The 26,477-nt window shown below is 75.6% G+C and carries 23 protein-coding genes; 7 read left to right on the top strand and 16 right to left on the bottom strand.

The window, feature by feature from the left end:
• Window positions 1–58: 58 nt before the first annotated feature.
• Both EDD39_RS08995 and EDD39_RS08990 read left to right on the top strand, forming a co-directional pair.
• A complete protein-coding gene (locus EDD39_RS08995) occupies window positions 59–673 on the top strand; it encodes an HAD family hydrolase (protein WP_123554648.1) in 615 nt (204 codons plus the stop codon).
• 54 nt (window positions 674–727) lie between these two features.
• Complete coding sequence (locus EDD39_RS08990) at window positions 728–1,624, top strand: alpha/beta fold hydrolase (RefSeq protein ID WP_123554646.1); 897 nt, start codon at window positions 728–730, stop codon at window positions 1,622–1,624.
• Here the strand turns inward: EDD39_RS08990 and EDD39_RS39445 are convergent.
• The 4 genes from EDD39_RS39445 to EDD39_RS08975 all read right to left on the bottom strand — a co-directional run bounded on the left by EDD39_RS39445 (window position 1,621) and on the right by EDD39_RS08975 (window position 7,888).
• Window positions 1,621–1,773, bottom strand: a complete 153-nt coding sequence (locus EDD39_RS39445; RefSeq protein ID WP_157852528.1) for a hypothetical protein — start codon at window positions 1,771–1,773, stop codon at window positions 1,621–1,623. The two genes, EDD39_RS08990 and EDD39_RS39445, sit on opposite strands and share 4 nt — an antisense overlap.
• Window positions 1,774–1,778: 5 nt before the next feature.
• The gene (locus EDD39_RS08985; protein ID WP_123554644.1) at window positions 1,779–4,838 is read right to left on the bottom strand and encodes a DEAD/DEAH box helicase; all 3,060 of its coding nucleotides are present in this window, start codon (window positions 4,836–4,838) and stop codon (window positions 1,779–1,781) included.
• A gap of 180 nt (window positions 4,839–5,018) precedes the next feature.
• On the bottom strand, window positions 5,019–6,827 hold the full coding sequence (locus EDD39_RS08980) for a vWA domain-containing protein (protein ID WP_123554642.1): 1,809 nt from the start codon (window positions 6,825–6,827) through the stop codon (window positions 5,019–5,021).
• A complete protein-coding gene (locus EDD39_RS08975; protein WP_123554640.1) occupies window positions 6,824–7,888 on the bottom strand; it encodes an ATP-binding protein in 1,065 nt (354 codons plus the stop codon). The genes EDD39_RS08980 and EDD39_RS08975 overlap by 4 nt, the downstream gene beginning before the upstream one ends.
• A gap of 258 nt (window positions 7,889–8,146) precedes the next feature.
• On the opposite strand from EDD39_RS08975, the gene EDD39_RS08970 reads away from it, so the two are divergent.
• Window positions 8,147–8,764: a YceI family protein gene (locus tag EDD39_RS08970; RefSeq protein WP_123554638.1), complete on the top strand. Its 618-nt coding sequence runs from the start codon at window positions 8,147–8,149 to the stop codon at window positions 8,762–8,764.
• Between the two features lie 147 nt (window positions 8,765–8,911).
• Here EDD39_RS08970 and EDD39_RS08965 read toward each other — a convergent pair whose 3' ends face one another.
• Window positions 8,912–9,871 carry a LysR family transcriptional regulator gene (locus tag EDD39_RS08965; protein WP_123554636.1) on the bottom strand — a complete coding sequence of 320 codons (960 nt, stop codon included), beginning with the start codon at window positions 9,869–9,871 and terminating at the stop codon, window positions 8,912–8,914.
• A 110-nt stretch (window positions 9,872–9,981) separates the two neighbouring features.
• Between EDD39_RS08965 and EDD39_RS08960 the strand changes: the two genes are divergently transcribed.
• Entirely contained in the window at window positions 9,982–11,205 is a 1,224-nt protein-coding gene (locus EDD39_RS08960) for an MFS transporter (protein ID WP_244256658.1), read from the top strand.
• A 7-nt stretch (window positions 11,206–11,212) separates the two neighbouring features.
• Here EDD39_RS08960 and EDD39_RS08955 read toward each other — a convergent pair whose 3' ends face one another.
• Window positions 11,213–11,728, bottom strand: a complete 516-nt coding sequence (locus tag EDD39_RS08955) for a GNAT family N-acetyltransferase (protein WP_123554632.1) — start codon at window positions 11,726–11,728, stop codon at window positions 11,213–11,215.
• A 369-nt stretch (window positions 11,729–12,097) separates the two neighbouring features.
• Here EDD39_RS08955 and EDD39_RS08950 point away from each other — a divergent pair, with 369 nt between their 5' ends.
• On the top strand, window positions 12,098–12,868 hold the full coding sequence (locus EDD39_RS08950) for a TetR/AcrR family transcriptional regulator (protein ID WP_123554630.1): 771 nt from the start codon (window positions 12,098–12,100) through the stop codon (window positions 12,866–12,868).
• Window positions 12,869–12,889: 21 nt separating this feature from the next.
• On the opposite strand, the gene EDD39_RS08945 is transcribed toward EDD39_RS08950, so the two are convergent.
• The 6 genes from EDD39_RS08945 to EDD39_RS39435 all read right to left on the bottom strand — a co-directional run bounded on the left by EDD39_RS08945 (window position 12,890) and on the right by EDD39_RS39435 (window position 18,081).
• The gene (locus EDD39_RS08945; RefSeq protein WP_123554628.1) at window positions 12,890–13,348 is read right to left on the bottom strand and encodes a hypothetical protein; all 459 of its coding nucleotides are present in this window, start codon (window positions 13,346–13,348) and stop codon (window positions 12,890–12,892) included.
• Between the two features lie 443 nt (window positions 13,349–13,791).
• Window positions 13,792–15,243 carry a CHAP domain-containing protein gene (locus tag EDD39_RS41970; protein WP_123554626.1) on the bottom strand — a complete coding sequence of 484 codons (1,452 nt, stop codon included), beginning with the start codon at window positions 15,241–15,243 and terminating at the stop codon, window positions 13,792–13,794.
• Window positions 15,244–15,365: 122 nt separating this feature from the next.
• Window positions 15,366–16,151, bottom strand: coding sequence for a hypothetical protein (locus EDD39_RS39440; protein ID WP_162869979.1), 786 nt, complete (start codon window positions 16,149–16,151; stop codon window positions 15,366–15,368).
• Window positions 16,151–17,446 (bottom strand): transglycosylase family protein, encoded by a 1,296-nt coding sequence (locus EDD39_RS41965; protein ID WP_123554624.1) that lies wholly within the window; start codon window positions 17,444–17,446, stop codon window positions 16,151–16,153. The genes EDD39_RS39440 and EDD39_RS41965 overlap by 1 nt, the downstream gene beginning before the upstream one ends.
• Before the next feature lie 167 nt (window positions 17,447–17,613).
• Window positions 17,614–17,928, bottom strand: a complete 315-nt coding sequence (locus tag EDD39_RS08925) for a hypothetical protein (protein ID WP_123554622.1) — start codon at window positions 17,926–17,928, stop codon at window positions 17,614–17,616.
• Between the two features lie 6 nt (window positions 17,929–17,934).
• Entirely contained in the window at window positions 17,935–18,081 is a 147-nt protein-coding gene (locus EDD39_RS39435) for a hypothetical protein (RefSeq protein ID WP_162869978.1), read from the bottom strand.
• Between the two features lie 378 nt (window positions 18,082–18,459).
• Here EDD39_RS39435 and EDD39_RS08920 point away from each other — a divergent pair, with 378 nt between their 5' ends.
• Window positions 18,460–19,431 (top strand): LuxR C-terminal-related transcriptional regulator, encoded by a 972-nt coding sequence (locus tag EDD39_RS08920; protein WP_123554620.1) that lies wholly within the window; start codon window positions 18,460–18,462, stop codon window positions 19,429–19,431.
• 57 nt (window positions 19,432–19,488) lie between these two features.
• Here EDD39_RS08920 and EDD39_RS08915 read toward each other — a convergent pair whose 3' ends face one another.
• The 4 genes from EDD39_RS08915 to EDD39_RS08900 form a co-directional block, all read right to left on the bottom strand.
• Window positions 19,489–20,781: a GNAT family N-acetyltransferase gene (locus EDD39_RS08915; protein WP_123554618.1), complete on the bottom strand. Its 1,293-nt coding sequence runs from the start codon at window positions 20,779–20,781 to the stop codon at window positions 19,489–19,491.
• 127 nt (window positions 20,782–20,908) lie between these two features.
• Window positions 20,909–22,240: a C40 family peptidase gene (locus tag EDD39_RS08910; RefSeq protein ID WP_123554616.1), complete on the bottom strand. Its 1,332-nt coding sequence runs from the start codon at window positions 22,238–22,240 to the stop codon at window positions 20,909–20,911.
• Window positions 22,241–22,529: 289 nt separating this feature from the next.
• On the bottom strand, window positions 22,530–23,543 hold the full coding sequence (locus EDD39_RS08905) for a hypothetical protein (RefSeq protein WP_123554614.1): 1,014 nt from the start codon (window positions 23,541–23,543) through the stop codon (window positions 22,530–22,532).
• 32 nt (window positions 23,544–23,575) lie between these two features.
• Complete coding sequence (locus EDD39_RS08900; RefSeq protein ID WP_123554611.1) at window positions 23,576–25,297, bottom strand: threonine/serine exporter family protein; 1,722 nt, start codon at window positions 25,295–25,297, stop codon at window positions 23,576–23,578.
• A gap of 198 nt (window positions 25,298–25,495) precedes the next feature.
• On the opposite strand from EDD39_RS08900, the gene EDD39_RS08895 reads away from it, so the two are divergent.
• Window positions 25,496–26,449 (top strand): cation diffusion facilitator family transporter, encoded by a 954-nt coding sequence (locus EDD39_RS08895; protein WP_123554609.1) that lies wholly within the window; start codon window positions 25,496–25,498, stop codon window positions 26,447–26,449.
• Window positions 26,450–26,477 lie beyond the last annotated feature (28 nt).

Here is a 26,477-nt window from a genome sequence, read left to right as displayed (position 1 = left end):
AAAGGGACTTCACCGGCAGAAGCGGTCACACCGGGCGGGAGCGGGAAGGCGGGGCGAGATGGCGGGGCGGCGGATCGGCGCGGTGCTGTGCGACCTGGACGGGGTGCTGCGGATCTGGGCGGACCTGTCGGACGTCGACCGGGCGCACGGCCTCGCGCCCGGCACGGTCGCCGCGGCGGCGTTCCGGCCGGAGCGGCTGCTGCCCGCCGTGACCGGGCAGGTCGGGGACGGGCAGTGGCGGGCCCTGGTGGCCGAGGACCTGGCGGCGCGGTGCGGGTCGGCCGAGGTGGCGCGGGCGGCGGTCGCGGACTGGGCGCGGCAGCCGTTCCGGGTGGACGCGCAGGTGCGGGCCCTGCTCGCGGCGGCGCGCCGGAGCGCCGCGGTGGTGCTGGTCTCCAACGGCACCACCGCGCTGGAGGCCGACCTGGCCGCGCTCGGACTCGACGCCGCCTTCGACGCGGTGGTCAACTCCGCCCGGGTCGGCGCCGCCAAGCCCGATCCGCGGATCTTCCTGGCCGCCGCCGAGCGGGCCGGCGTCCCGCCCCGGGACTGCCTGTTCGTGGACGACACCGAGGGCCACGTCGCGGCCGCGACGGCGCTCGGCATGCAGGGCCACCACCACCGCGGGGTGCCGGGGCTGAGCGCCGTGCTCGGCGGCCACGGCCTGCTCTGATCGCTGCGTGAAACCGCCTGCCGGGCCCGGTCGGGGCGTGCCACCATCCGAGCCATGACGATCTTCCACGGGTACGACGGAACGGCCCTCCACTACGAGCAGTTCGGCGACGGGTCACCGCTGGTGGCGATCCCCGGCGGCCCCGGCATGGACGCCCGCTACCTCGGCACCCTCGGCGGGCTGGACGCCCGGCGGCGGCTGGTGCGGCTCGACCCGCGCGGCTGCGGCCGCTCGGCGGTGCCCGCCGACCGGGCGAGCTGCGCGTTCGGCGCCCAGGCCGCGGACGTGGAAGCCCTCCGGGAGCACCTCGGCGCGGAACGCATCGACCTGCTCGGCCACTCCGCGGGCGCCCTCACCGCGCAGCGCTACGCCGCCGAATTCCCGCACCGCGTACGCTCGTTGGTGCTGGTCACCCCGGTCGGCCGGGCCGCCCGGGAGCCCGACCCGGCGGAGATCGCCGCGCTCCGGGCCGCCCGCGCGGCGGAGCCCTGGTACCCGGACGCGGCCGAGGCGGACGCCCTGCTGGCCGCCGGTGCGGGCGACCCGGCGGAGCTGGTGCGGCGGATCACGCCGTTCTTCTGGGGCAGGTGGAACGAGGCGGCCCGCGCCGCGGCGTTCGACCCGGAGTCGGCACCGGCCGCGCCCTGGATGCGGGAGGCGTTCTACGCGGGCGCGGGTTCGGGCGCGGGCGCGGGTTCGGGCGCGGGCGCGGGTTCGGACGCGGGCGCGGGTTCGGACGCGGGCGCGGCGCGGCCGGTTCGGGTGCCGGTGCTGGTGGTGGCGGGTGCCCGGGACGGGATGATCGGCACCGTCCCGGCCCGCCTGGCCGCCGCCCTCCACCCGGACGCCCGGCTCGCCGTCCTGCCGGAGGTGGGGCACCGGCCCTGGGCGGAGGATCCGGCCGGGTTCGCCGCGCTGGTGGGCGGTTTCCTCGACGGCCGCCGTCCCTAGGCGTTCTCGGTGAGGTGCCGGTAGAGCGGGCCGAGCAGGTCCGCCAGGTCGGCGGGGAGGGCGGGGTCGGGCGGGGCGGGGGGCGTGTCCCGGAGGGTGAACTCGCCCTGCCAGAAGGTGTCCAGGCACTGGTCGAGGGGGTGGTCCATGGCGGTCAGACCTCGGTGGCTTCGGCGGAGAGGGTGAGCAGTTCGCGGAGCTGTTCGGTGCGGAGCTCGGTCAGCCAGTGTTCGCCGGAGCCGACCACCGCCTCCGCCAACTCCCTTTTGCTGTCGATGAGTTCGGCGATGCGCTCTTCGACGGTGCCGGTGCAGACCAGCTTGCGGACCTGGACGGCGCGGCGCTGCCCGATCCGGTGGGCGCGGTCGGTGGCCTGGTCCTCGGTGGCGGGGTTCCACCAGCGGTCGAGGTGGACGACCTGGTTGGCGGCGGTGAGGTTGAGCCCGGTGCCGCCGGCCTTCAGGGAGAGCAGGAACACCCGCGGCCCGTCCGGGGACTGGAAGCGGTCGACGAGTTCCTGGCGGCGCGGCGCGGCGAGGGCGCCGTGCAGGTAGAGGACGGGTTCGCCGAGGCGGCGGCGCAAATGGGGCTGGAGCAGGGCGCCGAACTCCGCGTACTGGGTGAAGACCAGGACCCGGTCGCCCTCGGCCAGCGCCTCCCGGAGCAGCTCGACGAGCCGTTCGACCTTGCCCGAGCGGCCGCCCAGCGGCGAGTTGTCGTGCAGGAGCTGGGCGGGGTGGTTGCAGACCTGCTTGAGCCGGCCGAGGGCGGCCAGCACCGCGCCCTTGCGTTCGACGCCGCGGATGCCGCCGAGCCGGTCGAGCAGGTCGGCGACGACGGCCTGGTAGAGGCCGGCCTGCTCGGGGGTGAGGGTGCAGCGGACGGTGAACTCCTGCTTGGCGGGGAGCTGCCGGCCGATCTCGGGGTCGTCCTTGCGGCGGCGGAGCAGGAACGGCGCGGTGAGCCGCTGGAGCCGCGCGGCGGCCTCCCGGTTGCCGGCCTGCTCGATCGGGACGGCGTAGTGCTCGCGGAAGGACTCGGGGGTGCCGAACAGGCCGGGGTTGGTGAAGTCGAGGACGGTGTGCAGTTCGGCGAGGCGGTTCTCGACGGGGGTGCCGGTGAGCGCGATCCGCGGGCCGGAGCGCAGCGCGCGCAGCGCGCGGGACTGGCGGGCGGCGCGGTTCTTGACGTGCTGGGCCTCGTCGGCGACGACCCGGCGCCAGGACACGGCGCGCAGCGCGGCGGCGTCGCGCTGCAGGACGCCGTAGCTGGTGACCACCAGGTCGGCGGCCGGGTCGGGGAGGGTGCGGCCGGGGCCGTGGTGGAGCTGGACGCGCAGCCGGGGGGCGAACCGGGCGGCTTCGCGCTGCCAGTTGCCGACCAGCGAGGTCGGGCAGACCAGCAGGACGGGGCCGCGGGCGCCGCGGGCGTGTTCGAGGGCGAGCAGGGCGAGGGTCTGGACGGTCTTGCCGAGGCCCATGTCGTCGGCGAGGACGGCGCCGAGGCCGAGCCGGCCGAGCGCGTCCAGCCAGGCCAGTCCCCGTTCCTGGTAGGGGCGGAGGGTGCCGGTGAAGCCGGGCGGGGCCGGGGTGCGGTGCGCGCCGGGGAGGCGGCCGAGGCGGCCGGCCAGCAGGTCGCCGAGCGGGCCCTCGGCGTGCACGGCGGTGACCGGGAGGCCGTCGACGACGGCGCCGTCGTCGGCGGCGAGGCGGAGCAGGGCGGCGGCGTCGAGCCGGGGGTCGTCGCGGCGGGCGGCGAGGAAGCGCAGGGCGGCGGCGAGCTGGGCGGCGTCCACCTCGATCCACTGGCCGCGGAACCGGACCAGGCCCGCCTGGGCGGCCGCGAGTTCGTCCAACTCCTGCTGGGTGAGCGGCTGTTGTCCGACGGCGAGCTGCCAGCGGAAGTCCAGCAGGGCGTCCCGGTCGGCCTGGGCGGCGCGCCGGACGGAGCCGGGGACGGGGGCGGCGTGCGCGGTGGCGGCCAGGCCGAGGCGGGGGCGGCGGTGCCACCAGGCGGGCAGCAGGACGCCGTGCCCGGCGGCGGCGAGCGCCGGGGCGGTGTCCCGCAGGAAGGCGAGCGCGCCGGCCCGGTCGAGGTCGAGGCCGGTGGGGCGGGTGCGGTGCAGGGCGGCCCGCAGTTCGGGGAACAGCCTTGCGGCGCGGTCGAGTTCGGCCAGGTACGCCTCGGCGGGGTCGTCGACCGCCCGGGCCAGCGCGGCCGCCCCGGGCCCGGCGGACCAGAGTTCGGCGGCGGGCAGCAGCAGCGAGGGCCGGTCGACCGGGCCGAGCAGCACGTCCAGGCGCCAGGTCTCGGCCACGACGGTGGCGTCCGGGTCGTCGGCGGCGGTGCCGAGCGGTTCGGCGAGCCGGAAGGCCAGCCGGAGGCTGCCGTCGGGGCCGGTGCCGGCCGCGGCGGCGGCGAGCCGGGCGACCAGCTCGGGCGCGGGCGGGGCGGGCAGTCGGCCGTCGGGGCCGCGCAGCGCGGCGACCCAGTCGGGCCCGCCCGCGGCGGCCGGCGCGTCGGGCCCGAGGGCGACCCGGGTCTCGTGGTCGGTGAGCGCCTCCAGCACGGCGGTGAACAGGGCGCCGCCGGTGGGCTCGTGGCCGTCCTCGGCGCGGGCGGCGGGCGGGCAGCCGACCGCCAGCGCGCGGGCCTCCCGGCGGCTGGCCGGGTCGTGCGCGGGCCGCCAGCGGGCCGCCCACCCGCCGGGCTCGGCGACCAGCGCGGGCAGCACCCGGCCCCGCCCGGCCAGCCGCCAGGCCAGGTCGTGCACGCCCGTCAGCCAGCGCAGCGACGCCCCGTACGCGAGCTCCGCCGTCCGGCCGTCGGGCAGTTCGACGGTGCTGCCGGGCCAGTACGGGTCGAACAGCTCGCCGAGCAGCTGGGCGGCCTCGGGCCGGTCGAACAGCAGCGCCGGGATCCGCCACGGCCGCAGCTCCAGGCCCTTGGCGGTGGAGCCCACCGGGAGGTCGGGCGAGGGCGTCGGCCGCGAGCCGAGCGTCGGCAGCCGCAGCGTCAGCCAGCGTTCGTCCCCGCGCTCCGCCAGCCAGGCCGGGCCCGGGCCGACCGCCGCGAGCAGCCCCGCCACCTCGTCCGCCGCGCAGGCGAACGGGTGCCGCGCCCCCTCGACCGCCCGCCCGCGGAACGCCCCGGCGTCCTCCGCCCACACCCCGAGCCGCCCGTCGGCCCGCCACTGGGCGTGCAGGACGTACATCGGGGCCTCCGGGGGGTCGGGCGCGGACCTTCCAGGGTAGGCCGCCCCGCCGACAGCCCCTGCGGGCCGCTTCCGGTTTCCGCCCGGGCCCGGAGCAGCACGGACTCACCGGTGGGCTCCGGCCCCCAGCAGCATCGACCCGCCGTTCCCCGGGCCCCTGGTTTCGTCGCCCTTCGCCCTTCAGCTGAAGTGGAACACCGGCCCGCGCGGGGTGAACGGCAGCGTCGCGCCGCGCGGGACGAGGTAGGCGTGTTCGCGGCGGGGGACGCGGAGGGTGTCGCAGTCGGTGTCGGTGATGATCAGCAGGGGGGCGGTGGCGGGGAAGTCGGGGGCGCGGGCGAGCAGGTCGACGCCGGGTTGCAGGACGGTGCCGCCGCGGCCGCGGACCCGGACCCGGCCGGCGAGTTCGGCGACCGGCAGGTAGCCCGCGTCGTGCGGGGCGGCGTCGCAGTAGACGACCCGGGCGGCGGGGACGTCGCGGGCGGCGGCGTAGGAGGCGATCGCGCCGAGCGCCTTGCCGAGCAGGGTGCGGTCCATCGAGGCGGAGGTGTCGAGCAGCACGCCGAAGGTGCAGCGCGGGGTCTCCTCATACGGGTGGTGGCGTCCGGCGCGCGGGATGTCGGGGCTGGCGGACTGCCGCCGGGAGGGGCGGGCGTAGGAGCGGAGCGGTTCCGGGCGGGGGACGAACTCGTCGAACCAGCGGGCGAGTTGCGCGTCCCAGCGGAGCGGTGGCTGGGAGAGCGCGCGGATCTCGTCGACCAGTCCGGCGGGCAGCAGGCCGCGGTCGCGGGTGTGCAGGTCGAAGCCCTGCTGCAGGCCGCGCCGGTAGAAGTCGTCGAGGTCGACGTAGCCGCGGCCGCCGTGGGGCAGCGGTTCGCCGAGGATGTCGCCGAGGCCCTTGCCGCGCAGGGTGGCGAGGCGGCGCAGGCGGCGCTGGTCGCGGGCGATCCGGTCGTAGACCTCTTCGGCGGACAGGCCCTTCAGGGCGGGGTCGTGCAGCAGTCCTTCGGGCATCTCGCCGACGTCCATCTCGAGCAGCCAGCCGTTGACGACGTAGTCGGCGGCGACGTTGAACAGGTACGGGTCGCGGCCGCCGGCCCGGTCGCCGTGGCGGAGGGCGGCGTGCAGCATCTCGTGGGCGAGGATGAAGCGCCACTCCTCGTCGGTGTGGTGGCGCAGCGGGTTGAGGTAGATCTCGCCGGCCTCGGCGTTGACGGCGGCGACGGTGATGCCGTGGGCGCGGGCGAGTTCGGCGTCGGCGACCAGGGTGAGTCCGGCGGCGAGGCCGCCGAGCAGCGGGTAGTTGGCGACGAACCAGCCGAGGGCGCGTTCCCAGGGGCGCTGCGGGAGGCGGGCGCCGTCGTAGGTCTCGCGGCGGCCGCCGGCCACGTCCATGGCGGCGGAGACGGTGCGGGTGAGGGCGTGGGCGAAGGCGAGGGTCCGGTCCTCCGGGTCCTGGTGGGCGGTCCAGGTTTCGAGGTGCTGGTCGGGGCGGTCGCCGCCGGTGCCGCAGGCCCGGTACTCGGCGGGGACGCCGTCGCGGCGCCAGCGGGCGGCGAGTTCCTCCTCGTCGCCGCCGGGCCAGTGCGGAGGCAGGTCGTCGAAAGCGCGGCCGATCGGGAAGGTGGCGAGGAAGCGGTTGACGACGGCGCAGCGGGCGGCGAGGTCGGCGGCGTCGGGCTGGGCGCGGGGGCCGCGGGCGGCGGGGAGGTGGCCGAAGCCGAGGTGGAGCAGGGCGTGGGCGAGGGCCCAGGCCCACTCCTCTGGGTCGGCGCGGCGGGTCCGGTGGTGGTGCAGGACGCCGTGCGAGTCGGCGACGACCCAGCCGGTGGCGGGGTGCAGCGGGCAGCGGTCCTCGTCCTGGCGGCACAGCGCGGCGGGGACGGCGTCGAGCGCGGGGTTGTGGTGGACCCGGGCCAGTCCGGCGGTGAACGCGGCCTTGACCGGGTCGGTCTGCTCGGGCTTGGCGGCGGGGCGGTGGCCGCTCACCGGCGGGCCTCGACCAGGCGGGGCAGGTCGCGGGCGGCTTCGATCAGGAACCAGGACGGCAGCACGGGGTTGCCGTCGGGGCCGTCGGCGATCACGGTCTGGGCGACCTCGACGGAGATCTCGGCGAGCTGCACCAGCAGCGATTTGGAGCGGTAGGCGTGCTGGCGGACGGTCGGCGAGGCGTGTTCCTTGCGGGCGGGCAGCTCCTTGGCCAGGCGGCCGCGGAAGGAGTCGGCGAGGTAGTAGAGCAGGTCGCGGTCTTCGACCCGGCGCGGCCAGGAGGCGTCGCCCTTGAGGATCGCGTCCAGCCCGTACGCGTTGCGGACGATCTTGGCGTAGCCGCAGAAGGCGACGGCGTGGGCGGGGGTGAGCAGGCCGTGGGCGAGCACCTTGAGGGTGTCCTCGTCGAGGCCGGGGCCGAAGGAGTGCAGCGCGTCGGAGAGCATGTGCCAGGCGCGCGGGGTGGAGAACGGCTCCTCGGTCTTGGGCGGGGCGGACCACAGGTGGTCGGGCCGGTCGGTGAGGTGGTCGGTGATCCACGGGTGGATGCCGTGCCCGGCGGCCCAGCCGAGCCAGTCGTCGGGGCTGGCCCGCAGGTGGACGTGGACCAGGCGGTTGAGCAGCGCGGACGGCATCGGGCGGGCGAGCGCGCCGTCGGTGGCCCGGTTGCCGGCGCCGATCACGATCGAGCCGGGCGGCAGTTCGTAGTTCCCGATCCGGCGGTCCAGGATCAGCGAGTAGAAGGCCTTCTGGACGTCGGGGGTGGCGGCGTTCAGCTCGTCCAGGAACAGGCAGTACGGCTGGTCGCGGGCGATCGTCTCGGGCGGGCAGAACCGGGAGCGGCCCTCGGGGGTGATCTGCGGGACGCCGATCAGGTCCTCGGGGGCGAGCTGGGTGCCGAGCAGCGAGACGCACTCCAGGCCGATCGACTCGGCGAACCGGTTGACCAGCGAGGACTTGCCGATCCCGGGGGCGCCCCAGAGGAACACCGGCCGCACGGTGGCGAGGCCGAGCAGCAGCTCGGGGACCTGGGACGGCGACACGGTGACGGCAGACTGCACAGCTCTCCCAAGGAGGGTGGGGTTCGGGGGTTCGGCGGCCAGTGTGGACGGCCGGGCGGGCGGGCGCACCCGGTTTTCCGCGCGGCGCTCCTTGTCCACAGGCTGGGGACAACGCTGTGCGCGACGGCCTCCCGGTCGGATTCAGGACAACCTCCGCCCCCATGGTTGAAAGTTGAACCAGATCGGCGTACGGTGAACCACGTGAACAAGTTGAAGCCTCAACAAATGGCTTCGACCCCCGTCCCGAGGAGAGAAGTCATGGGCATCTTCAACCGCAGCAAGAACACCGCCGCCACCACCGCCGCCCCGGCCGCCACCGCCGCCCAGGGCCCGGACCTGGCCCACCTGACCGGCGACTACACCATCGACGCCGCGCACTCCAAGATCGGCTTCGCGGTCCGGCACGCGATGGTCACCAACGTCCGCGGCGAGTTCGCCGAGTACGAGGGCAAGCTGCACCTGGACGGCTCCGACCCGGCCGCGTCCACCGCCGAGCTGGTCATCAAGGTCGCCTCGATCAGCACCGGCCAGGCCCAGCGCGACGAGCACCTGCGCACCGGCGACTTCTTCGACGCCGCCGCGCACCCGGAGATCACCTTCAAGTCGACCACCGCCGAGCAGGTCGACGGCGACACCTACCGCCTGCACGGCGACCTGACCATCAAGGGCACCACCCGCCCGGTCGTCCTCGACCTCGAGTTCACCGGCTCGGCCACCGACGTGTACGGCGCCAACCGGGTCGGCTTCGAGGGCGGCACCAGCGTCGACCGCACCTCCTGGGGCCTGACCTACAACGCCGCGCTGGAGACCGGCGGCGTGCTGATCGGCGAGAAGGTCAAGCTGACCCTGGACATCTCCGCCGTGCGAGCCTCCTGAACCCGCCCGTCCCGGCCGCCGCGCGGCCTCCCCGGTACCGCCCCCGCCGTCCCCCTCGGCGGGGGCGCCGCCGTTCCCGGGCCCTCACGCAGACAGCAGCACCACCGCTCCCGGGCCACCGACCGGACGGGCAGCAGCGCGCCCGTCCTACAGCAGCGCCGCGTCCTCGGCCGGCAGCCAGCTGCCCGGCGGGCGGCTCAACCATCCCTCCGCGGCGGCCAGTTCGGCCGCGCAGGCGCGCAGCGCGGCCAGCCCCGGGTGGCGCCCGCCCGGCCGGTGCACCAGGCCGACCAGGCTGAGCGGCACCGGGTCGACCAGCGGCCGGACCACCGCGCCCGGCGAGTCCTCCGCCCCGGCACTGGTCAGCACCGGGTCGCCGTGCCGGGCCAGGTAGCGGGCGAACTCGGCGGCCCCGACCGGCGGGGTGCGTCCGGGCGCGGCCGTCAGACCGTGCGCGGCGAGCAGCCGCAGGCCGAGGTCGGTCCACTCGGCGGTGGCGGGCTGCCCGGCGAACACGTCCACCGGGTGCCCGACGAGCGCGGCCAGCGGGACGGCGGGCAGCGCGGCCAGCGGGTGCCCGGACGGCAGGAAGACCGCCATCGGCTCCAGCCGGACCGGCAGGTGCGCCAGCCGGGCCCGGTCGGCGGCGGGCAGTCCGGCGTACCGGCCGAACGAGGCGTCCAGCCGGTGGGCCGCCAACTCCCGTGCGGCGGCGGTGAGTCCGCCGCAGTAGCGGGCCAGCAGCTCGGCCTCCGGGCAGCGCCGGCGGGCCGCGGTGAGCACCCGCTCGGCGGCGTGGTCCGGCCCCCAGTCCTGGCTGTTGAGGTCGACCAGCAGCGCCCGGGTGTCGCCCAGTGCGGCGATCTCGGCCTGCAGTTCCAGCAGGTGGCGGGCCTTGGGCAGCAGGGCCGCACCCGCCTCGGTCAGCTCGACGCTGCGGGTGGAGCGGTGCAGCAGCACGCAGCCCAACTCCCGTTCCAGCGCCTGCACGTCGCGGCTGACGGCCTGCTGGGCCAGGTGCAGCCGCTCGGCGGCGCGGCCGAAGTGCAGGGTCTCGGCGACGGCGGCGAAGCTGCGCAGCAGGCGGGGGTGGAGGTCTCGGGACACGCCCGGAAGATTAACAACAGGATCCGGTGAATCCGGCGGAACAGGTGTTGGACGCCCCCGCTCCCCCGCCCCGAGGCTGGAGGCTCCCCACCTCACCCTGGAGCCCCTCCTTGTCGCTGCCGCTCGCCCGCTACCGCCCGGTGTTCGCCGCCCCCGGCACCCTGACCTTCACGCTGTCCGGGCTGCTCGGCCGGCTCGCCCTGGCGATGAACGGCGTCTCCGTCGTGGTGCTGGTCGCCGACCGGCGCGGCTCCTACGCGCTGGCCGGGTCGGTCTCCGCGGTCGGCGTACTGGCGGGCGCGGTGCTGCTGCCGCTGCTGGGACGACTGGTCGACCGGCTCGGCCAGGCCCGGGTCGCGGTGCCCGCGGTGCTGGCCACCGCGCTGCCGACGGCGGGGCTGCTGCTGTGCGTGCGCTCCGGCGCGCCCGCCTGGACGCTCTTCCTGTGCTGGGCGCTCTCCGGCAGCAGCCCCGACCTGGGCGGCATGGCCCGGGCCCGCTGGGCGCACCTGCACCGCGCCGACCCGGCCGTGCTGCACCGGGCCAACGCGCTGGAGCAGTCGCTGGACGAGCTGTGCTTCATGGCCGGACCGGTGCTCGGCATGGCCCTGTGCACCGCCGTCGCCCCCGAGGCCGGGCTGCTCGCCGCCCGGGTGCTGGGCACCGTCGGCACCCTGCTGTTCGCCGCCCAGCGGGCCACCGAGCCGCCCCCGGCCGTCCGGACCCCCGCTGCCGCCCGGGGACTGCTCCGGACGCCGGGCCTGCCGCCGCTGCTCGCGGTGTTCCTGTCCGCCGGAGTGCTGTTCGGCGCGATGGAGGTCACCACGCTCGCCTACACCGACGCGCTCGGCCGGCAGTCGGCGGGCGGCGGGCTGCTGGCCCTGGTGGCGGCCGGGTCCTGCGTGTCGGGGCTGGTCTTCGGCGCGGTCCGGCCGCGCCGCCCGGCGGCGCTCCGGCTGGCGCTGGGCACCGGCGCGATGACCGCCCTGATGCTGCTGCCGCTGGCGGCGGGCCTGTCCGGGGCGGGCGTGCCGCTGCTGGGCGCGGCCCTGCTGGCGGCCGGGTCGGGCACCGCGCCGACCATGGTCAGCGGCATGACGCTGGCCCAACGCCTGCTGCCCGCCCACCGGTTGACCGAGGGGATGGCACTGGCGGTCTCCGCGATCCTGGTCGGCATCTCCACCGGCGCGACCCTCGGCGGCGCCCTCGCCCAGCACACCGCGCCCGGCACCGGCTACCTGCTGCCCGCCTGCGCCGCCGCCCTCGCCCTGGGCCTCGCCGCCCGGCTGGCCGCCCGACGACCGGACGACTCCCGCTCGCTCCAGACGGCCTGACGACTCGTCAGCGCCAGCCGTACCGGTACTCGGGCAGCCGCGACCCGTCCGGGAAGTGCGCGGTGCCGCGGCCGAGGCGGCGGGCGCCGTGCCGCTCGTAGAACGCCACCGCCCGCCGGTTCGCGGCCAGCACGTCCAGCCGGACGGGCGCCTGCGGGAAGCGGTCCAGCGCGGCACGCAGCAGGAGGGTGCCGATCCCGACGCCGGCCCGGTCGGGGCGGACGTGCAGCTGCTCCAGCCGCACCGCGCCGCCGTCCGGCACCAGGTACGCGAAGCCGACGGCGGCGCCGTCCGGGTCCTCGGCGAGCAGCAGGACGGGGGTGTCGGCGGGCGTCCCGTAGTCGGCGTCCAGCCGCAGCGCCCAGAGCAGTTCCTGCTCGGCGGCGTCGGCGTCCAGCAGTTCCGCCGGCAGCAGGGCGGCGTACGCGCTGCGGCGGCCGGCGGTGTACAGCCCGGCGACGGCGGCGGCGTCCGCGGCGCCGCCCTCGCGCAGGGCGGCCGGGGGCGGGGTGGGGTCGGGCATGCGGCCAGCCTCGCACACCCGCCGCCGGACCTTTTCCGGTCCGGGGGTTGAGCGTGCCCGAACCGGTGCCCTAGAGTCGTCCACAGTGTTTTGAACACGTTCGAAACGCTGGCTCCCGGCCGCCGGCGGGGAGCCGTCCGGCCGCCCTCCGGCACCGGACGGGCCGGCGACCCGCCTGCACGACCGACCCGGTGCCGGGGGGCACCGGGCACGTCACCCCCGTTTCCGATTCGCCCTCCCGGTCCGGAGTTGTCCCGGTCCGGGCTAGGCTCGGGCCGTAGGAGACCACGACGAAACCGGATCGGGCGGGGCGAGGTGGCAGGAAACGGCCAGCAGGGGAGTCATCGGCGCCCGGTAGGGTCCGGTGGCGTGGAGAACGCGAGCGACAAGGACGAGCAGGCGACCGGCCTGCCCGCGTCCGGCGAGCTGGCGGGCGGCCGGGCCCAGCCGAAGACCGACAAGAGCGAGGCCACCCGCGCGCTGATCCTGGAGACCGCGATGCGGCTGTTCCGGGAACGCGGCTACGAGAAGACCACCATGCGCGCGATCGCCACCGAGGCCGGCGTCTCGGTCGGCAGCGCGTACTACTACTTCGCGGCCAAGGAGTTCCTGATCCAGGGCTTCTACGACCGGATGACCTACGAGCACGCCGCCGACGCCCGGATCCGGATGGCCGACACCCGCGACTTCGCCGAGCGCCTGCAGATCGCCATCGAGTCCTGGATCGACACCGCCGCTCCCTACCACGAGTTCTCGGCCCAGTTCTTCCGCACCGCCGCCGACCCGACCAGCTCGCTCAGCCCCTTCTCCAACGAGTCCCACCCGGCCCGGGCCACCGCCGTCGAACTCTTCCGCGACGTGCTCCAGGGCTCCGAACTCGCCCCCAAGCTCGACGCCGAACTCGTCGAGCTGCTGCCCGACGTGCTCTGGCTGCACCTGATGGTCGTCGTCCTCTACTGGGTCTTCGACCGCACCCCCGACACCCAGCGCACCCGCGAGTTCGTCCGCCGCTCCACCCCCCTGGTCGGCCGCCTCATCAACCTCTCCCGCTACCGGGTCTTCCGGCCCCTGGTCCGCGACGCCAAGGGCCTGATCCAGGACTTCGTGCTCCCCAGCATCGGCAAGAGCATCGTCAGGTAGCCCCCTCACCCACCGTCCCCCTCACGCACCGCCCTCCCCCGCTCTCCCGGCGTGCGCGGCCCAGAGCGGCACGACGCGCGGGACGGCGTTCGGACGGTCGACCGGGCAGGCGGCGGGACGCGCGGCCGGGCGGGGGACGGGGCGCGGGGCCCGACGGACGGCGAGCCGGACGGCGGGGCCGTGGAAGACCGGGAACCTCGGCATGATCGTCCGGTGCAGCGTGCGGACGGACATCGGCCGCCGGTACCGGGAGCACAGCGGCAGCGTGTTCGGGCCCCGCAGCACCGGAGCCGGAACCGGACCGGGCGCCGGGGCCGGCACCGAGGCCGGTACCGGGGCCGACGGGGTGCGGACGCCGGCCCGGTGGCGGCCGGTCGAGGCGCGGTCGGAGCCGGCGAAGAGCAGCCGGGCGAGGACCAGGACGAGGAGGAGCGCGGGAACGGCGACCGCGGCGCCCGCCCAGCCGGTAAAATGGAACATGTCGAAGCTTTCAGACGGACTTCGGCCTCGCCCCGGGGATGTGATGGCGTCCGCCGGGGCATTTCGCTGGCCCGAACATCCCGAACGCTAGGCAGCCGCAGAAGAGCTGTCGAACCGTCAGATTCGAACATTCGCATCCGAATTGCACTCGCGTTCACCCCTCAGGAAATCCCCGGGCGACGGAATTCCCCCAGATCACCCGACATTCGCCAGAGTTGCGCCCGGCCTGCGCCAACTCCACGCCACAGCAAGCATGTTCGACGCCCGGTGGGGTGAATTCCGCAGGCGGCCGGTTGACGTGTCGGCCCTCGCCGCGAAGCGGAGGCCGACCGACCGGAGGCCGAACACCGGGGCCGAACGCCGACCGGCCCGGCCGCCGCGCCGTGGTGGCGAGGCGGCCGGGCCGTCCGGTCGGTCCCGATCGGTCGGTCGGGAGCCGAAGGTCAGAGGGTGCCGGTGATGCTAGCGGCGTAGTGGTTGCCGTAGACGCCGGTCAGCGGGATGGCGCCCGCGGTCTGCCAGGAGCCGCTGGTGTGGCGGATGGTGTGCAGGATCCGGTTGTCGTTGGTCACGAAGGTCAGCTGCAGCTCGCTGTCCACCGACGCCGCGCTCACACCCGTCGCCGTGAACGAACCGATCGAACCCGACAGGTCCGTCAGCGCCATCCAACTGCCGTTCGCCAGCCGGGCACCGTGGTACTGCTTGCTGCCGTCGGCCGCCGTCACCACGATCTGCAGGTCCGTACCCGTACCGGCCATCGCCACGTCACTGGCCACACCCACGTTCCCCGCCACCGCGTAGACATCACCCCACGCACTCCAGTTCCCCGACACGTCGCGGATGGTGTGCACCACCCGGCCGTCCACCACCGCGGCCACCTGCAACTGACCACCCACCGAAGCCGCAGCCGCACTGGTCACCGCCCCGCCCAGCACACCCGCCCCAGTGCTCACGTCCGCGAACGGCATCCACGACCCGTTCGCCAGCCGAGCGGTGTGGAACAACTTCCCACCCGCCACCGCCAGCACGTGCAGGTCACCGCCCACCGACACCGCCGACACCTTCGTCACCGCGCCCGACAGCGCACCCGCCTGCGCGTTCACGTCACCGAACCCGGCCCAGGAGCCGTCCGCGTGGCGGATCGCGTGGTAGAGCTTGCCGTCGCCGCCGACCGCGACCACGTGGGTCTCGCCGTTGATGCCGGCGTCCGCGATCGAACCCACCGTCCCGATGTCACCGGCCTGGGAGGCGATGTTCGCGAAGCCCGACCAGTTGCCCGACGAGTCCCGGATCGCGTGGTAGATCCCGCCACCGCCGTTGACCAGGACCTGGGCCTTCCAGGTGGTGGTCTGCGCCGGGGCCGGGTTGTCGTCGCGGCCGCCGATCGGCGTGACGTAGCCGCTGACCTTCTGCGAGCCGTAGTAGCCACCGGCGGTGATCTTGCCCCAGGTGACGCGGTTGCTCTGGTTGCCGCCGATGGTGGAGACGGTGCCGTCGGTGTTCACCGAGGCGACCAGCGCGACGTGGTCGGCGTAGCCGTTGCCGTTGTAGTTGAAGACCGCCGCGTCACCGACGTGCGGCGTGGAGTGCAGGCCGGAGCCGTACTGGGCGAAGCTGCCCGCCCCGGCGGTCAGGCCGGAGACGTTGACGCCGTCCTGGGCCCAGACCCACTTGGCGAAGTCGGCGCACCACGCCTCGCTGCAGCTGTTGTAGTAGCCGGAGCCGCCGGCGCTGTTGGTGCTGCACGGGCCGTTGTTCAGGTTGGCGGAGGCGATGTTGATGATGCTGGAGCCGACGCTGGCCTGGGCGCTCTGGGCGCCGAACACCAGGGCGGAGGCGAGGACGCCGGTGGAGACGGTGGCGGTCAGCAGGCGGCGGGTGACGTTCTTGGTCATGGCTGTGGTCCTTCTCTGGAGTGGTCCGACGGGCGGTGAAGTCCTGGGGCGGTCCGCGGTGCGGACCGGGGCCGTGCGTGAAGCGGAGGCCGTGCGTGGAGCGGGAGTTCGGGCGGCCCGGATCAGCCGATGGAGACGGGCAGTCGGCTGTCGCCGGCCTGGAGGTGGTCGGGCAGCGAGACCGCGAGGAGGTGCAGCGCGGTGCTGCCGGGGCGGAGGCCCGGGGCGAGGGCGATCCGGTACCGGACGCTCACCTCGGCTCCCTTGGGGAGGGCCACCGGGCCGTCCGCCGCGAGCAGGTAGTCCATGCCGGCCGCCTGCGGGAGCGGGGCGGGCCGCCAGGTGCCGTCGGCCTGGTCGAATCGCTCCAGGGTGCCGGGCACCGAGCCGAGCGGGGCGGCGCCCCCGTCGTACTGGTCGAACCTCAGCAGCGGTGCCACGGACGGGTAGTCGGTGCTGCCGGTGTTCCGCAGCGTGGCCGTGAACTCCACCGCCGGGCCGCCGGCCGTCAGCTTCGCCGGAGTGGCGAGGCCGGAGATCTCGGCGGTCACCTGCGCGGCCCCGGCCACCCGCAGGCTGCCGGTCGGCAGGCTCTGCACGGTGGCGCCGGGCGCCGGGGCGGCGGGCCGGGTGCCCTGTGCTCCGGCTGCGGCTGATGCCCCGACCTCGGCGGAAGCAGAGGCGGAGGTGGAAGCGGACGCGGAAGCGGACGCGGTGGCAGTGGCAGTGGCGGGGGCGGCGGCCTCGGCGGCCACCGGGAGGGACACCGCCGGGGCGGTCGGGACGGTCGGGGCCGCGGCCGTGTCGGGCGCCTGGCTCCCGCAGCCCGGCAGGGTGGCCAGTACCGCGGCCGCCAGTAGTCCGAGCCCGGCCCGGCGGAGGTGCCGGTGCTGCCTGCGCGTCACCATCACAGGGACCCGGTGATGCTGGCGGCGTAGTGGTTGCCGTAGACGCCGGTCAGCGGGATGGCGCCCGCGGTCTGCCAGGAGCCGCTGGTGTGGCGGATGGTGTGCAGGATCCGGTTGTCGTTGGTCACGAAGGTCAGCTGCAGCTCGCTGTCCACCGACGCCGCGCTCACACCCGTCGCCGTGAACGAACCGATCGAACCCGACAGGTCCGTCAGCGCCATCCAACTGCCGTTCGCCAGCCGGGCACCGTGGTACTGCTTGCTGCCGTTGGCCGCCGTCACCACGATCTGCAGGTCCGTACCCGTACCGGCCATCGCCACGTCACTGGCCACACCCACGTTCCCCGCCACCGCGTAGACATCACCCCACGCACTCCAGTTCCCCGACACGTCGCGGATGGTGTGCACCACCCGGCCGTCCACCACCGCGGCCACCTGCAACTGACCACCCACCGAAGCCGCAGCCGCACTGGTCACCGCCCCGCCCAGCACACCCGCCCCAGTGCTCACGTCCGCGAACGGCATCCACGACCCGTTCGCCAGCCGAGCGGTGTGGAACAACTTCCCACCCGCCACCGCCAGCACGTGCAGGTCACCGCCCACCGACACCGCCGACACCTTCGTCACCGCGCCCGGCAGCGCACCCGCCTGCGCGTTCACGTCACCGAAGGTGCCCCAGGTGCCGTCGGAGAACCTGATGGCGTGGTAGAGCTTGCCGTCGCCGCCGACCGCGACCACGTGGGTCTCGCCGTTGATGCCGGCGTCCGCGATCGAGCCCACCGTCCCGATGTCACCGGTCTGGGAGGCGATGTTCGCGAAGCCCGACCAGTTGCCCGACGAGTCCCGGATCGCGTGGTAGATCCCGCCACCGCCGTTGACCACCACCTGGGCCTTCCAGGTCGACGTCTGCGGAGGGGTGGACGGGTAGGGGTCGGCGTGGTCGGTGTAGAGCGGGCCGTTGCACTGGGTGGCCCAGGCGGTGGGGCCCTGGCCGGCCAGGATCTTCTCGGCGATCAGGATCTGCTGCTGCTTGGTGGCGAGGTCCGGCCGGGCGGCGTACTGGAGGCCGCTGTACGCCCGCCAGGTGGGGAGCGAGATCTGCAGGCCGCCGTAGTAGCTGTTGCCGGTGTTGATGCTCCAGTTGCCGGAGCTCTCGCACTGGGCGACCTTGTCCCAGCCGGCGACCGAGGTCGCGGAGGCCCCGGTGGCGGCGGCGAACGGGACGGCGAGGGCGATCAGGGCGGCGGCCGTGGCGGTACGGCGACGGGCGGCCGGGCGCGGGGCGTGCGAAGGCATGGCGGGGCTCCAGGGGTTGTCGGTTCGTCAGGTGGTGCCGCGGCGGCGCGGCGGGCCCGTACGGGCCGGAGGTTCGGAGGCGCGCCCGGGGGACGGCTGCCCTGCAGGTGCAGCGGTCGTGCGGTGCGGCGGGCGTGCGGTGGCGTGGTGGCGCGGTGATCCGGCGGTCAGTAGCCGGGGTGTCCTGCGGGGGTCGACGGCTCCAGCGGGAGGTAGCGCTGGTGGAGCAGGGGCGAGGCCCGGTGGGCGGCGGTGATCAGCCGGCGGGCGCGGTCGGCCGCGTCGGAGTCCCGGCCCGGGGGGCGGCTCAGGTAGAACAGCAGGAAGTCGATCCGGTCGGCGCAGGAGCGGGCCGTGACGTGCTCGAGCCCGTCACCGGGGACGGCATGGGCCCAGAGGGCGTCAACGGCCTCGGCTTCCTCGGTCGCGGCGGCGGCCTGGGCGGTCCGGCGGCGTTCCAGGCCGGTGTGGACGACGTCCATGGGCGGTCAGCCGCCCCGGGTGGCGCTGTTGTTGCCGCCGGCCGGGGCCGGGGAGCCGCCGTCGAGCGGGTCGGCGGGGGCGGCGTCGGGGACGGGCAGGAGCCCGGCGAGGGCGGAGACCGCGGCGGCCTCGGCGGGGCGGGCGACGTCCATGACGGTGGTCCTTCCGGTGGCGGTGTCGGGTGGGGTGCTGTTCCGGCGCAGGCGTCCCGCGGTTGACGCTCCGTCCGGTTGCCGTCCGGTCGGTTTCTCCGGCGGCGATGAACAGCTTCGCCGTTCTCCGGGGCCGGTGGAAGGTGTTCCGGCTGTCGCCAATCGGCCAGTCCGGTTCCAGTCACGACGCCGGGCCCGGCCCGGTGCCCCGGCCGCCGCGGACCCCTCCCGCCGCCCCTCCCGGCGCCCCGCGCCGCCCCGTCCCGCACCGGCACCCACCAGGCGGGAAAGGATCTTGCACCCGCGCCGGGCAACTGTTTGGATGCGAGCGGCTGCTTACCGGGGGGTTTGCGCCTACGACGTCCTTGGGGGGATGCAGTGCTGGAGGCTCTCGGGCTGACGGTCGGCGCGAGCACGGTGTACCGGGCGATGCTCGACCACCCGGACCACGGCGTGGCGGAGCTGGCCGCGCACTGCGGACTGAGCCCGTCCGAGGTGCACGCCGCGCTCGACGAGCTCGGCCGGCGCGCCCTCGTCCGGGCCTCCGCCGAGCGGCCCGGGCGGGTCCGCGCGGTCGGCCCGGAGATCGGGCTGGCCGACCTGATCGCCGAGCAGGAGGCCGAACTGGCCGAGCGACAGGCGCAGTTGGCTGCCTCCAAGGCAGCCGTCACCCGGCTGGTCGCGGACCGGGCCGAACAGCGGTCGGCGCACGGCGAGCGGCTGCTCGGGGCGGACGCCATCGTCGACCGGCTGGAGCGGATGAGCCGGGAGGCCATCACCGAGGTGCTCGGCTGCCGGTCCGGCGTCCAGCGGCCCGGGGACCTCGTGGCCGGCCGCGCCACCGACGCCGGACTGCTCGCCCGCGGGGTCGTGCTGCGCAGCCTCTACCCGGACGCCGTCCGCCACCAGCCGCACGCCGCCCACTACGCCCACTGGCTGCTCGGCCTGGGCGGCGAAGTCCGCACCGCCCCCACCATCCCCCAGCGCATCGTCATCGTCGACCGCACCCAGGCCCTCGTCCCGATCGACCCGGAAGACACCCGCAAAGGCGCCCTGCACGTCACCGAACCCGGCATCCTCGACGCCCTGCTCAGCCTCTACGAACAAGCCTGGAACACCGCCGTCCCACTCGGCGCCCACACCCCCGACGACCCCGCCACCGGACTCACCCCCACCGAACGCGAACTACTCCGCCTCCTCGGAACCGGCCTCACCGACGACACCGCCGCCCAACGCCTGAACATCTCAGCCCGCACCATCGGCCGCCACATGGCCTCGATCATGGAACGCCTCGGCGCCACCAGCCGCTTCGAAGCCGGCATCAAAGCCGCCCAGCGCGGCTGGCTCTGAGCCCGGACCGGACGGTGCGGAGCCGAGGACGTACCCGGCCCCGCACGGAGCAGCAGGTCAGAAGCCGTCCGGGTTCCACGGGGCGCGGGCGGTGCGCAGCAGGGTGTCGGCGCGGACGGCCGCGCCCGGGGTGTGCTCGGTGAGCAGGGCGGCGTCGGCGAGGCCGGCCGCGCTGCCGCCGCCGAGGTACAGGCTTCCGAGCCGGGAGACGTCGAGCGCGAGGTCGGCCGGGTCGTCGGTGCGGGTGATCCGGCCGGTGCCGTCGGCGGCGGCCTCCAGCACCCAGCGCCCGGCCGTCCAGCCCTCGCGGTCGGTGACGTCCAGCACCAGGCGGCCGGGGGCCTCGTAGCGGCGGGCGGCGAACGCGGCGGGCAGGTCGAGCAGCCGCAGCCAGGTGAAGTCGGCGCTCTCCTCGTGCGGCTTGGCGCCGCGCGGGTCGTCGAGCAGCAGCGGCAGCACGTGGCCGGGGCCGAGGTGCGGGGCGACCACGTGGCGCACCCAGTCGACGGAGAACAGGAACGCCCAGAGTGCGTTGGCGGTCTCCCGGTCCAGCGCGATGAAGTCCCGGACGGTCAGCGGGCAGTCGGGGTAGGCGCCGTCCCACTTGTCGTCGACGGTGTAGTTGGCCATGCCGGTGAGGGTGCCGTCGGCGGTGCGGTGGAAGACGTTGAAGCCCTGCTTCCAGTCGAAGCCGGGCAGGTCGACCTCGCCGGCCCGCAGCCGCCACCAGGCGTCCGGGCGGCCGATCGCGCCGGGCTGGGTGGGGCGCCAGCGCTCGTGCAGGTCGGGGCCGAGCTTGCTGAACTCCTCCAGGGTGGCGAAGTCGATCCGGTGGCCCTCGTGCACGGGCAGCCCGGCCCGGACGCCGCCCGAGCGCCGCACGTCGACCCGCCAGCCCGCCAGCGGGGCGGCCGAGCCGAAGCCGAACCGGCCGTAGATGTTGTGCTCGGCGGCGATCAGGATGGCGGCGGCCGAGCCGCGCTCGCGGGCGGCGGCCAGGTCGCGCCGCATCATGCCGCTGAGCAGGCCGCGCCGGCGGTGGGTGGAGTTCACCGTGACGCCGGTGATCGCGTCGACCGGCAGCCGCTCCCCGCCGGGCACCGTCAGCCCGGTGTCGAAGCTGCGGAAGGTCGCCACGCAGCGCGGCCGGTCGGCGCCCGGGAAGTCGTGGTCGAACGCACCCAGCATCCGCCCCGGTTCGAACAGCAGCCGGCGCCACTCGATCGCCGGGGGGACGTGCGGTCGCATGAACCCGAGCGCCAGCGCCCGGTCCCAGTCGGCCAGTTCCTCGTGGGTGATCGGCCGGATCTCGATGCCCCGGTCGGGGCCCTGCTGCGCGTCGTTGCCCATCGAGCCACGGTACGACGGCCCTCCCGGCACGGCACCCGGTTTTCCGCCCGGCCCGGAACCCCCGCCGCGGACGTCACAGGGGCGGGCGCCAGGAGCGGGTGCCAGGAGCGGGCGCCAGGGACGGACGTCAGGGGCGGGCGTAGAAGTCCGGGCGGCCCATGATCCAGAGGCTGGCCTGCTTGATCGCGGCACCGGGGCGGGGGGCCTCGATCATCTGGTCGTCGCCGAGGTAGATGGCGACGTGGTAGATGTCCGCGGCGCGGCCGGTCTTGGTCCAGAACACCAGGTCCCCGGGCCGGAGTTGGGCGTAGCCGACGGGGGTGGACTCGGCGTACTGGTCGGCGGCGAAGTGGGTGAGCTGCTTGCCGCCGCGCCGCCAGGCCATCATGGTCAGGCCGGAGCAGTCGTAGCCCTGCGGGCCCTCGCCGCCCCAGATGTAGGGCAGGCCGACGACGGAGCGGGCGAAGGTGAGGGCGGCCTCGGAGCCGCCCGCCGACCAGGCGGCGCCCTCCCGCTGCGGGGCGGCGTGGTGCCGGGCGGCCTGGGCGGCGGCGGCCGCTTCGGCCTCGGCCTGGGCCCGGCGGGCGGCCTCCTCGGCCGCGCGGGCGGCGAGCCCGTCGAGGGCTTCCTGGCGCTGCCGTTCGAGTTCGACGGTGGTGTTGCGGGCGGTGGCGAGTTCGGCGAGCAGGGCCTCCCGGCGGCGGCCGATCTCGGCGACCCGGTTCTGCTGGTCGGCGACCCGCTGCTGGGCCTGCTCCTTGGCGGTGCGGACGGTCCCGGCGGCGGTGCGGGCGGCGCCCTCGGCGGTGCGGGCCTCCTCGGCGGCCCGGGCGGCGGCCTTCGCGGTGCCGGTGGCGTCGTCGAGGATCTGCCGGGTCTGGGCGCCCGCGGTGCCGACGGCGGCGGCCTGGCCGGTCAGCGAGGCCGTGCCGTGCGCGCCCAACAGGGCGTTGACGGCCGAGAGTTGGGGCGAGGCGCCCTGGCGGTAGATCTCGGCGACCAGCCCGGCGGCCCGGTCGGCGGCCTCGGCGTGGGCGGCCTCGGCGGCGGTGGAGCGCTCGGCGGCGGCCCGGGACGCCTCCTGGGCCCGGCCGAGCCGGACGAGCGCGCCGTTGTACGCCTCGACGGCCTGCTCGGCGGCCTGCCCGGCCTTGTCGAGCTCGTCCCGGGCGGCGGCCAGCCGGGCCTCGACGGCGGTGGCGTCGGCGGCCTTGGCGTCAGCCTCGGCCCGGGCCCGGGCGACGTCGTCCGCGCTGGGGAAGCCGGGCTCCGGGTCGTCGGCGGGCAGCACGGCGGGCGCGGCGGGCCCGGCGAGCGCGGCCTGCGGCAGGCCCTCCGGTCCGGCCGCCGGAGCGGCGACGGGCGCGGCGGCGGGCGCGGCGGGCGCGTTCGCGGCGGGCAGCAGGGCGAGCAGGGCGGCACCGGCGAGCAGGAGGGCGGGGAGGAACCTGCGCGGCATGACGGGATCCCCTCTCGGCGGGTGGCGACGGGGTTCTGACGATCAGCCAGATATCCCATGACGTGACAATCCGGTCACGCACCGCAAGATTCTCAGACCCGGCGGTGGCTCGGCGCCATCGCCATACGGCTGCGCGAGTGAGATGTCCGATTGTGTGAACGGGGGTCCGTGCCACCCGAGGAGGGACGTCCACGAACCCTACCGGTTCGCCGACGCACCACCCCGGTTTTCAACGCCCCTTCAACGCCCCTTCAACGCCCCTGCCGCACCCCCGCGCCGGCCCGCCCGGTCAGCGCACCCGCCCCGAGGGCCGTCCCGACGGCCGCCCCGGCCCGGTCGCGGTGGTCCGCGCCCGCCCGGCCCGGACGGTGCGCCGCCGGCGCTGGGCCCGGGCCCGCCGGGCCGGGTCACCGCCGACCGCCTCCGCGCCGTCCGCCCGGGCTCCGGCGCCCGGACCGCCCGGACCGCCGGCCCGGCCGCCGCGGCCGGGCCGGTGCCGGTGCGCGAGCGCCTTGGCGGCCATCCGCTCGGCCACCGCGTGCGCCTTCGGGTGCCCGGCCGGGACCTTGTCGGGCGCCCCGGCGATCAGGTCGAACAGCCAGGTGCGGGCCCGGTCCGTCCGCGCGTGCAGCCGCCGTTCGCGCCGGGCCGCCCGGGCCATCCGGCGGGGGCGCCCGGCGTACCGCCAGCGCGCCCAGGGGCTGGCGGGGCGGGCCAGCCGGATCGCGCCGATCCAGGACAGGCCGGGCACCATGATGCCGAGCAGGCCCGTCCAGACCTTGCCCTTGAGCAGCGCGACCAGGCAGACCAGCGCGTTGACCCCGATCACCGCGACCAGTCCCCAGCGGGTGTCCTGGCCGGGGACGACGCCGAGCGGCACGTAGCCGGTGAGCAGCAGCGCGGTGAGCAGGATGCCGAGGATCACCGCGTCCACCGACTTGCGGCCCTGCTCGCTCCAGTACACGTCGTCCAGGTGCAGGATCAGCGCGAACTCGTCCAGCACCAGCCCGCAGCCGATGCCGAAGGAGAGGCCGAACCAGTCGGTCCAGGGGTGGCCGCCGTCGGTGGCGAAGGCGCCGATGCCGCCGAGCAGCAGGAAGCCCAGGCCGAACACCATGTGGTGGATGTGCAGCCCGCCGGGGGTGATGTTGCCGGGCCACCAGCGGACCTGGGCGCGGATCATCCGGGTGCTGAACCGGATGAACGCGAACGAGGTGATGAACCCGACCAGCAGCAGGAACAGCGGCTGCTTGTGGGCGTCCACGATGTGGTGGCGGTAACCGTCCAGCAGTGCACTGATCATCGGGTGGTGCCTCTATCCGACAGGGGGCTTGCTCAGAAGCCGCGGGTGCGCTTCGCCGCCCGGCGCGGGATCAGCGGGTGCGGGGTGTCCCGGTCGCTGGCGCCGGGGTTCTTCAGGAACAGCCGGGCCACCTCGCCGCCGAGGTTGACGCCGATGGCCAGCGCCAGCGCCAGCGCGACCGCCCGGGAGGCGGAGACCAGCCCGGACCCGGCGTGGCCCTGGGCGAACGCCAGCATGCCGAGGTACAGCGCCGAGCCGGGCATCAGCGGCCCGATCGCGGCGGTCACGTACGGCAGCGCGGAGGCCGCCCGGTAGCGGGCCAGCAGCTGCCCGAACAGGCCGACCAGGCCGGCCGCCAGGCCGGTGGCGACGATCGCCGAGACGCCCGCGTTGTGGGTGAGCACGCCGTACGTGGACCAGCCGACGGCGGCGTTCAGCACCACCATCGGCAGCGAGCGCCGGTCGGTCTGCAGCAGCATGGCGAAGGCCAGCGCCAGCACCATCGCGGCGACCAGCTGGACCGGCGGGCTGGCGATGCCGCCCAGGCTCTCGTCGGGTTTCAGCCGGGCGTTGTAGTTGACGCCGATGTACAGCACCAGCATCACGCCGATGACGATGCCCGCGATCAGGTACATCACCTCCAGCAGCCGGGCCGCCGCGGTGATGTAGAAGCCGGTCAGGCCGTCCTGGACGGCGGCGACCATGGCCCGGCCGGGCAGCAGCGCGAACAGCCCACCGGTGATCACCACCGAGCCGCGCAGGTGCAGTTCGTTGAAGGAGAGCAGGATGCCGCAGAGCGCGGCCGGCATCGCCGCGATCACGAACTGGTAGAACTCGGGCAGTCCGCGGCGGGCGATCGCCGAGGCCAGCCGGTCGCCGACCACGGCGGTGGCGAACGCGGAGACGAACACCAGCCAGGCCGTCGAGTCGACCCGCCCGCCGACCAGGAAGGACGCCGCACCGGCCAGCAGCCCGGTGGCCACCGACATCAGCCACGCCGGGTACGGGTGCCGGTTGCGCCGGATCTCGGCGAGGCGCCGGTACGCGTCGTTGACGGTGACCTGCTCGGCGGTGATGTCGGCGACCAGCTCGTACACGGCGGCCAGCCGGGTGTAGTCGGAGGTGCGGCGGCGCACCACCCGGTCCGCGGTGACCGGCGGGTCGATCAGCGAGGGCTGGTGGGAGATCGAGATCAGCGTGAAGGTGACCTGCGGTTCGCAGTGGTCGAGCCGGTACGCGTGGGCGATGCCGAGCATCGCGGCCTCCACGTCCTCGGCGGCCTCGCCGCTGGCCAGCAGCAGCTCGCCGATCCGCAGCGACAGGTCGAGCACCCGCGGCACGTTGCGCTGGGCCTGCGCCCCGGCGGCGGGGTGCAGTTCGCGGGCGGTGCGCTCGAACGCCGGGCGCTCGGCCATCGGCGTCCGCAGCAGGGTGCGCATCCGGTCCGGCCAGGGGGCCTCGCCGGGGGCGCCCTTGTGCAGCTCGGCCAGGTCGATGCCGTGCGCCGGGGTGTAGCCGGCCGCGTTCCACTCCTCGGGCGTCAGGGTGTCCTGGAACAGCGGGCTGCGCCGGGCCCGGACGGCCTCCGCGGCCTCCGGCACCGGCTGGTGCCCGAGCAGGCCCTCGGTCTGCAGCGGCTCCGGCGCGTGCGGCACGCTGACGGCCCGTTCGATCGGCGGCGCGTCCGGTCCGAGCAGCCCCTCGGTGGGCGGCGCTCCCGGCGCCGGCACGCCCTCCGGCTCGCTATCGGACACGGCACTTCCTCCACCACCCCGGCCGCCCGCCCGGTCGGGGCCGCCTCCTGGCCTCCACCTTGCCCGATCGGCGGCAGCGGTGCGAACAACCCGTGGCGCGGGGCCCACCACCACCCCGGCCGGTCCGTCCGGCGCCGGGCGGACATACCCGCGCCCGCTCCGGAATGAAGGCCCGCGAACCGGACACAATGACCGGTTATGAGCGAGCAGCGGACGACGGACGGCGCCCCCGGGGACAGCGGCGGCGAGAGCGTCACCACGGTGGTCGTCGCGGGCCTGTGCAACCTCGGCATCGCGCTGGCCAAGGCCGTGGCGGGCGCGCTCAGCGGCTCCAGCGCGATGCTCTCCGAGGCGGCGCACTCCTTCGCCGACACCGTCACCGAGGTGCTGCTGTTCCTCTCGCTCAAGCGCAGCGCCCGCCCCGCCGACGACAAGCACCCGCTCGGCTACGGCCGCGAACGCTACCTGTGGGCGCTGCTGGCCTCCTTCGCCACCTTCGTCGGCGGCGCGGTCTTCTCCGTCCACGACGGCATCCACACCCTGCGGTACGGCGAGGAGCTGGGCAGCCCGGCCGTGTCCTACCTGATCCTCGCCGTGGCCTTCGCCCTGGAGTCCGTCTCGCTGGCCCGGACGGTGCGCCAACTGCGCGGCGAGACCCGCCGGCTGCGCGTCGGCGGCTACCGCTACCTGCGGCACACCTCCGACACCGCGGTGAAGGCCGTCTTCCTGGAGGACGCCGCCGCCCTGGTCGGCCTGCTGCTGGCCTTCGGCGGCCTGCTCGGCTCCGAGCTCACCGGCGACGCGCTCTGGGACGGCCTGGCCTCCGTCCTGATCGGCGCCCTGCTCGCCTGGGTGGCCTACGTGCTGGCCCGCGACAACGCCTCGCTGCTGATCGGCCGTTCGCTGCCCGAGCGGTACGAGCGCGCGATCAGCGAGGCGCTGACCGCCCAGCCGCAGGTCGTCCGGGTCCTGGACCTGGTCACCAGCGTGCACGGCCCCGACGACGTCCTGGTGGCCGCCAAGGTCGACTTCGCCGACCTGGCCACCGCCGCCGACATCGAGGCCGCCTGCGACCGGGCCGACCGCGCCGTCCGCCGGGCCGTCCCCGCCGTCACCCGGGTCTACCTGGACCCGACCCCGCCCCGGCCCTGACCCGGGCGGGACGGGGCGGGGCCGGGGC

The organism is Kitasatospora cineracea, from assembly GCF_003751605.1.
In the GTDB taxonomy this organism is placed as follows: domain Bacteria; phylum Actinomycetota; class Actinomycetes; order Streptomycetales; family Streptomycetaceae; genus Kitasatospora; species Kitasatospora cineracea.
The sequence above is the reverse complement of the archived record's forward strand: the minus strand, read 5'-3'. Positions and strand labels throughout refer to the sequence as shown.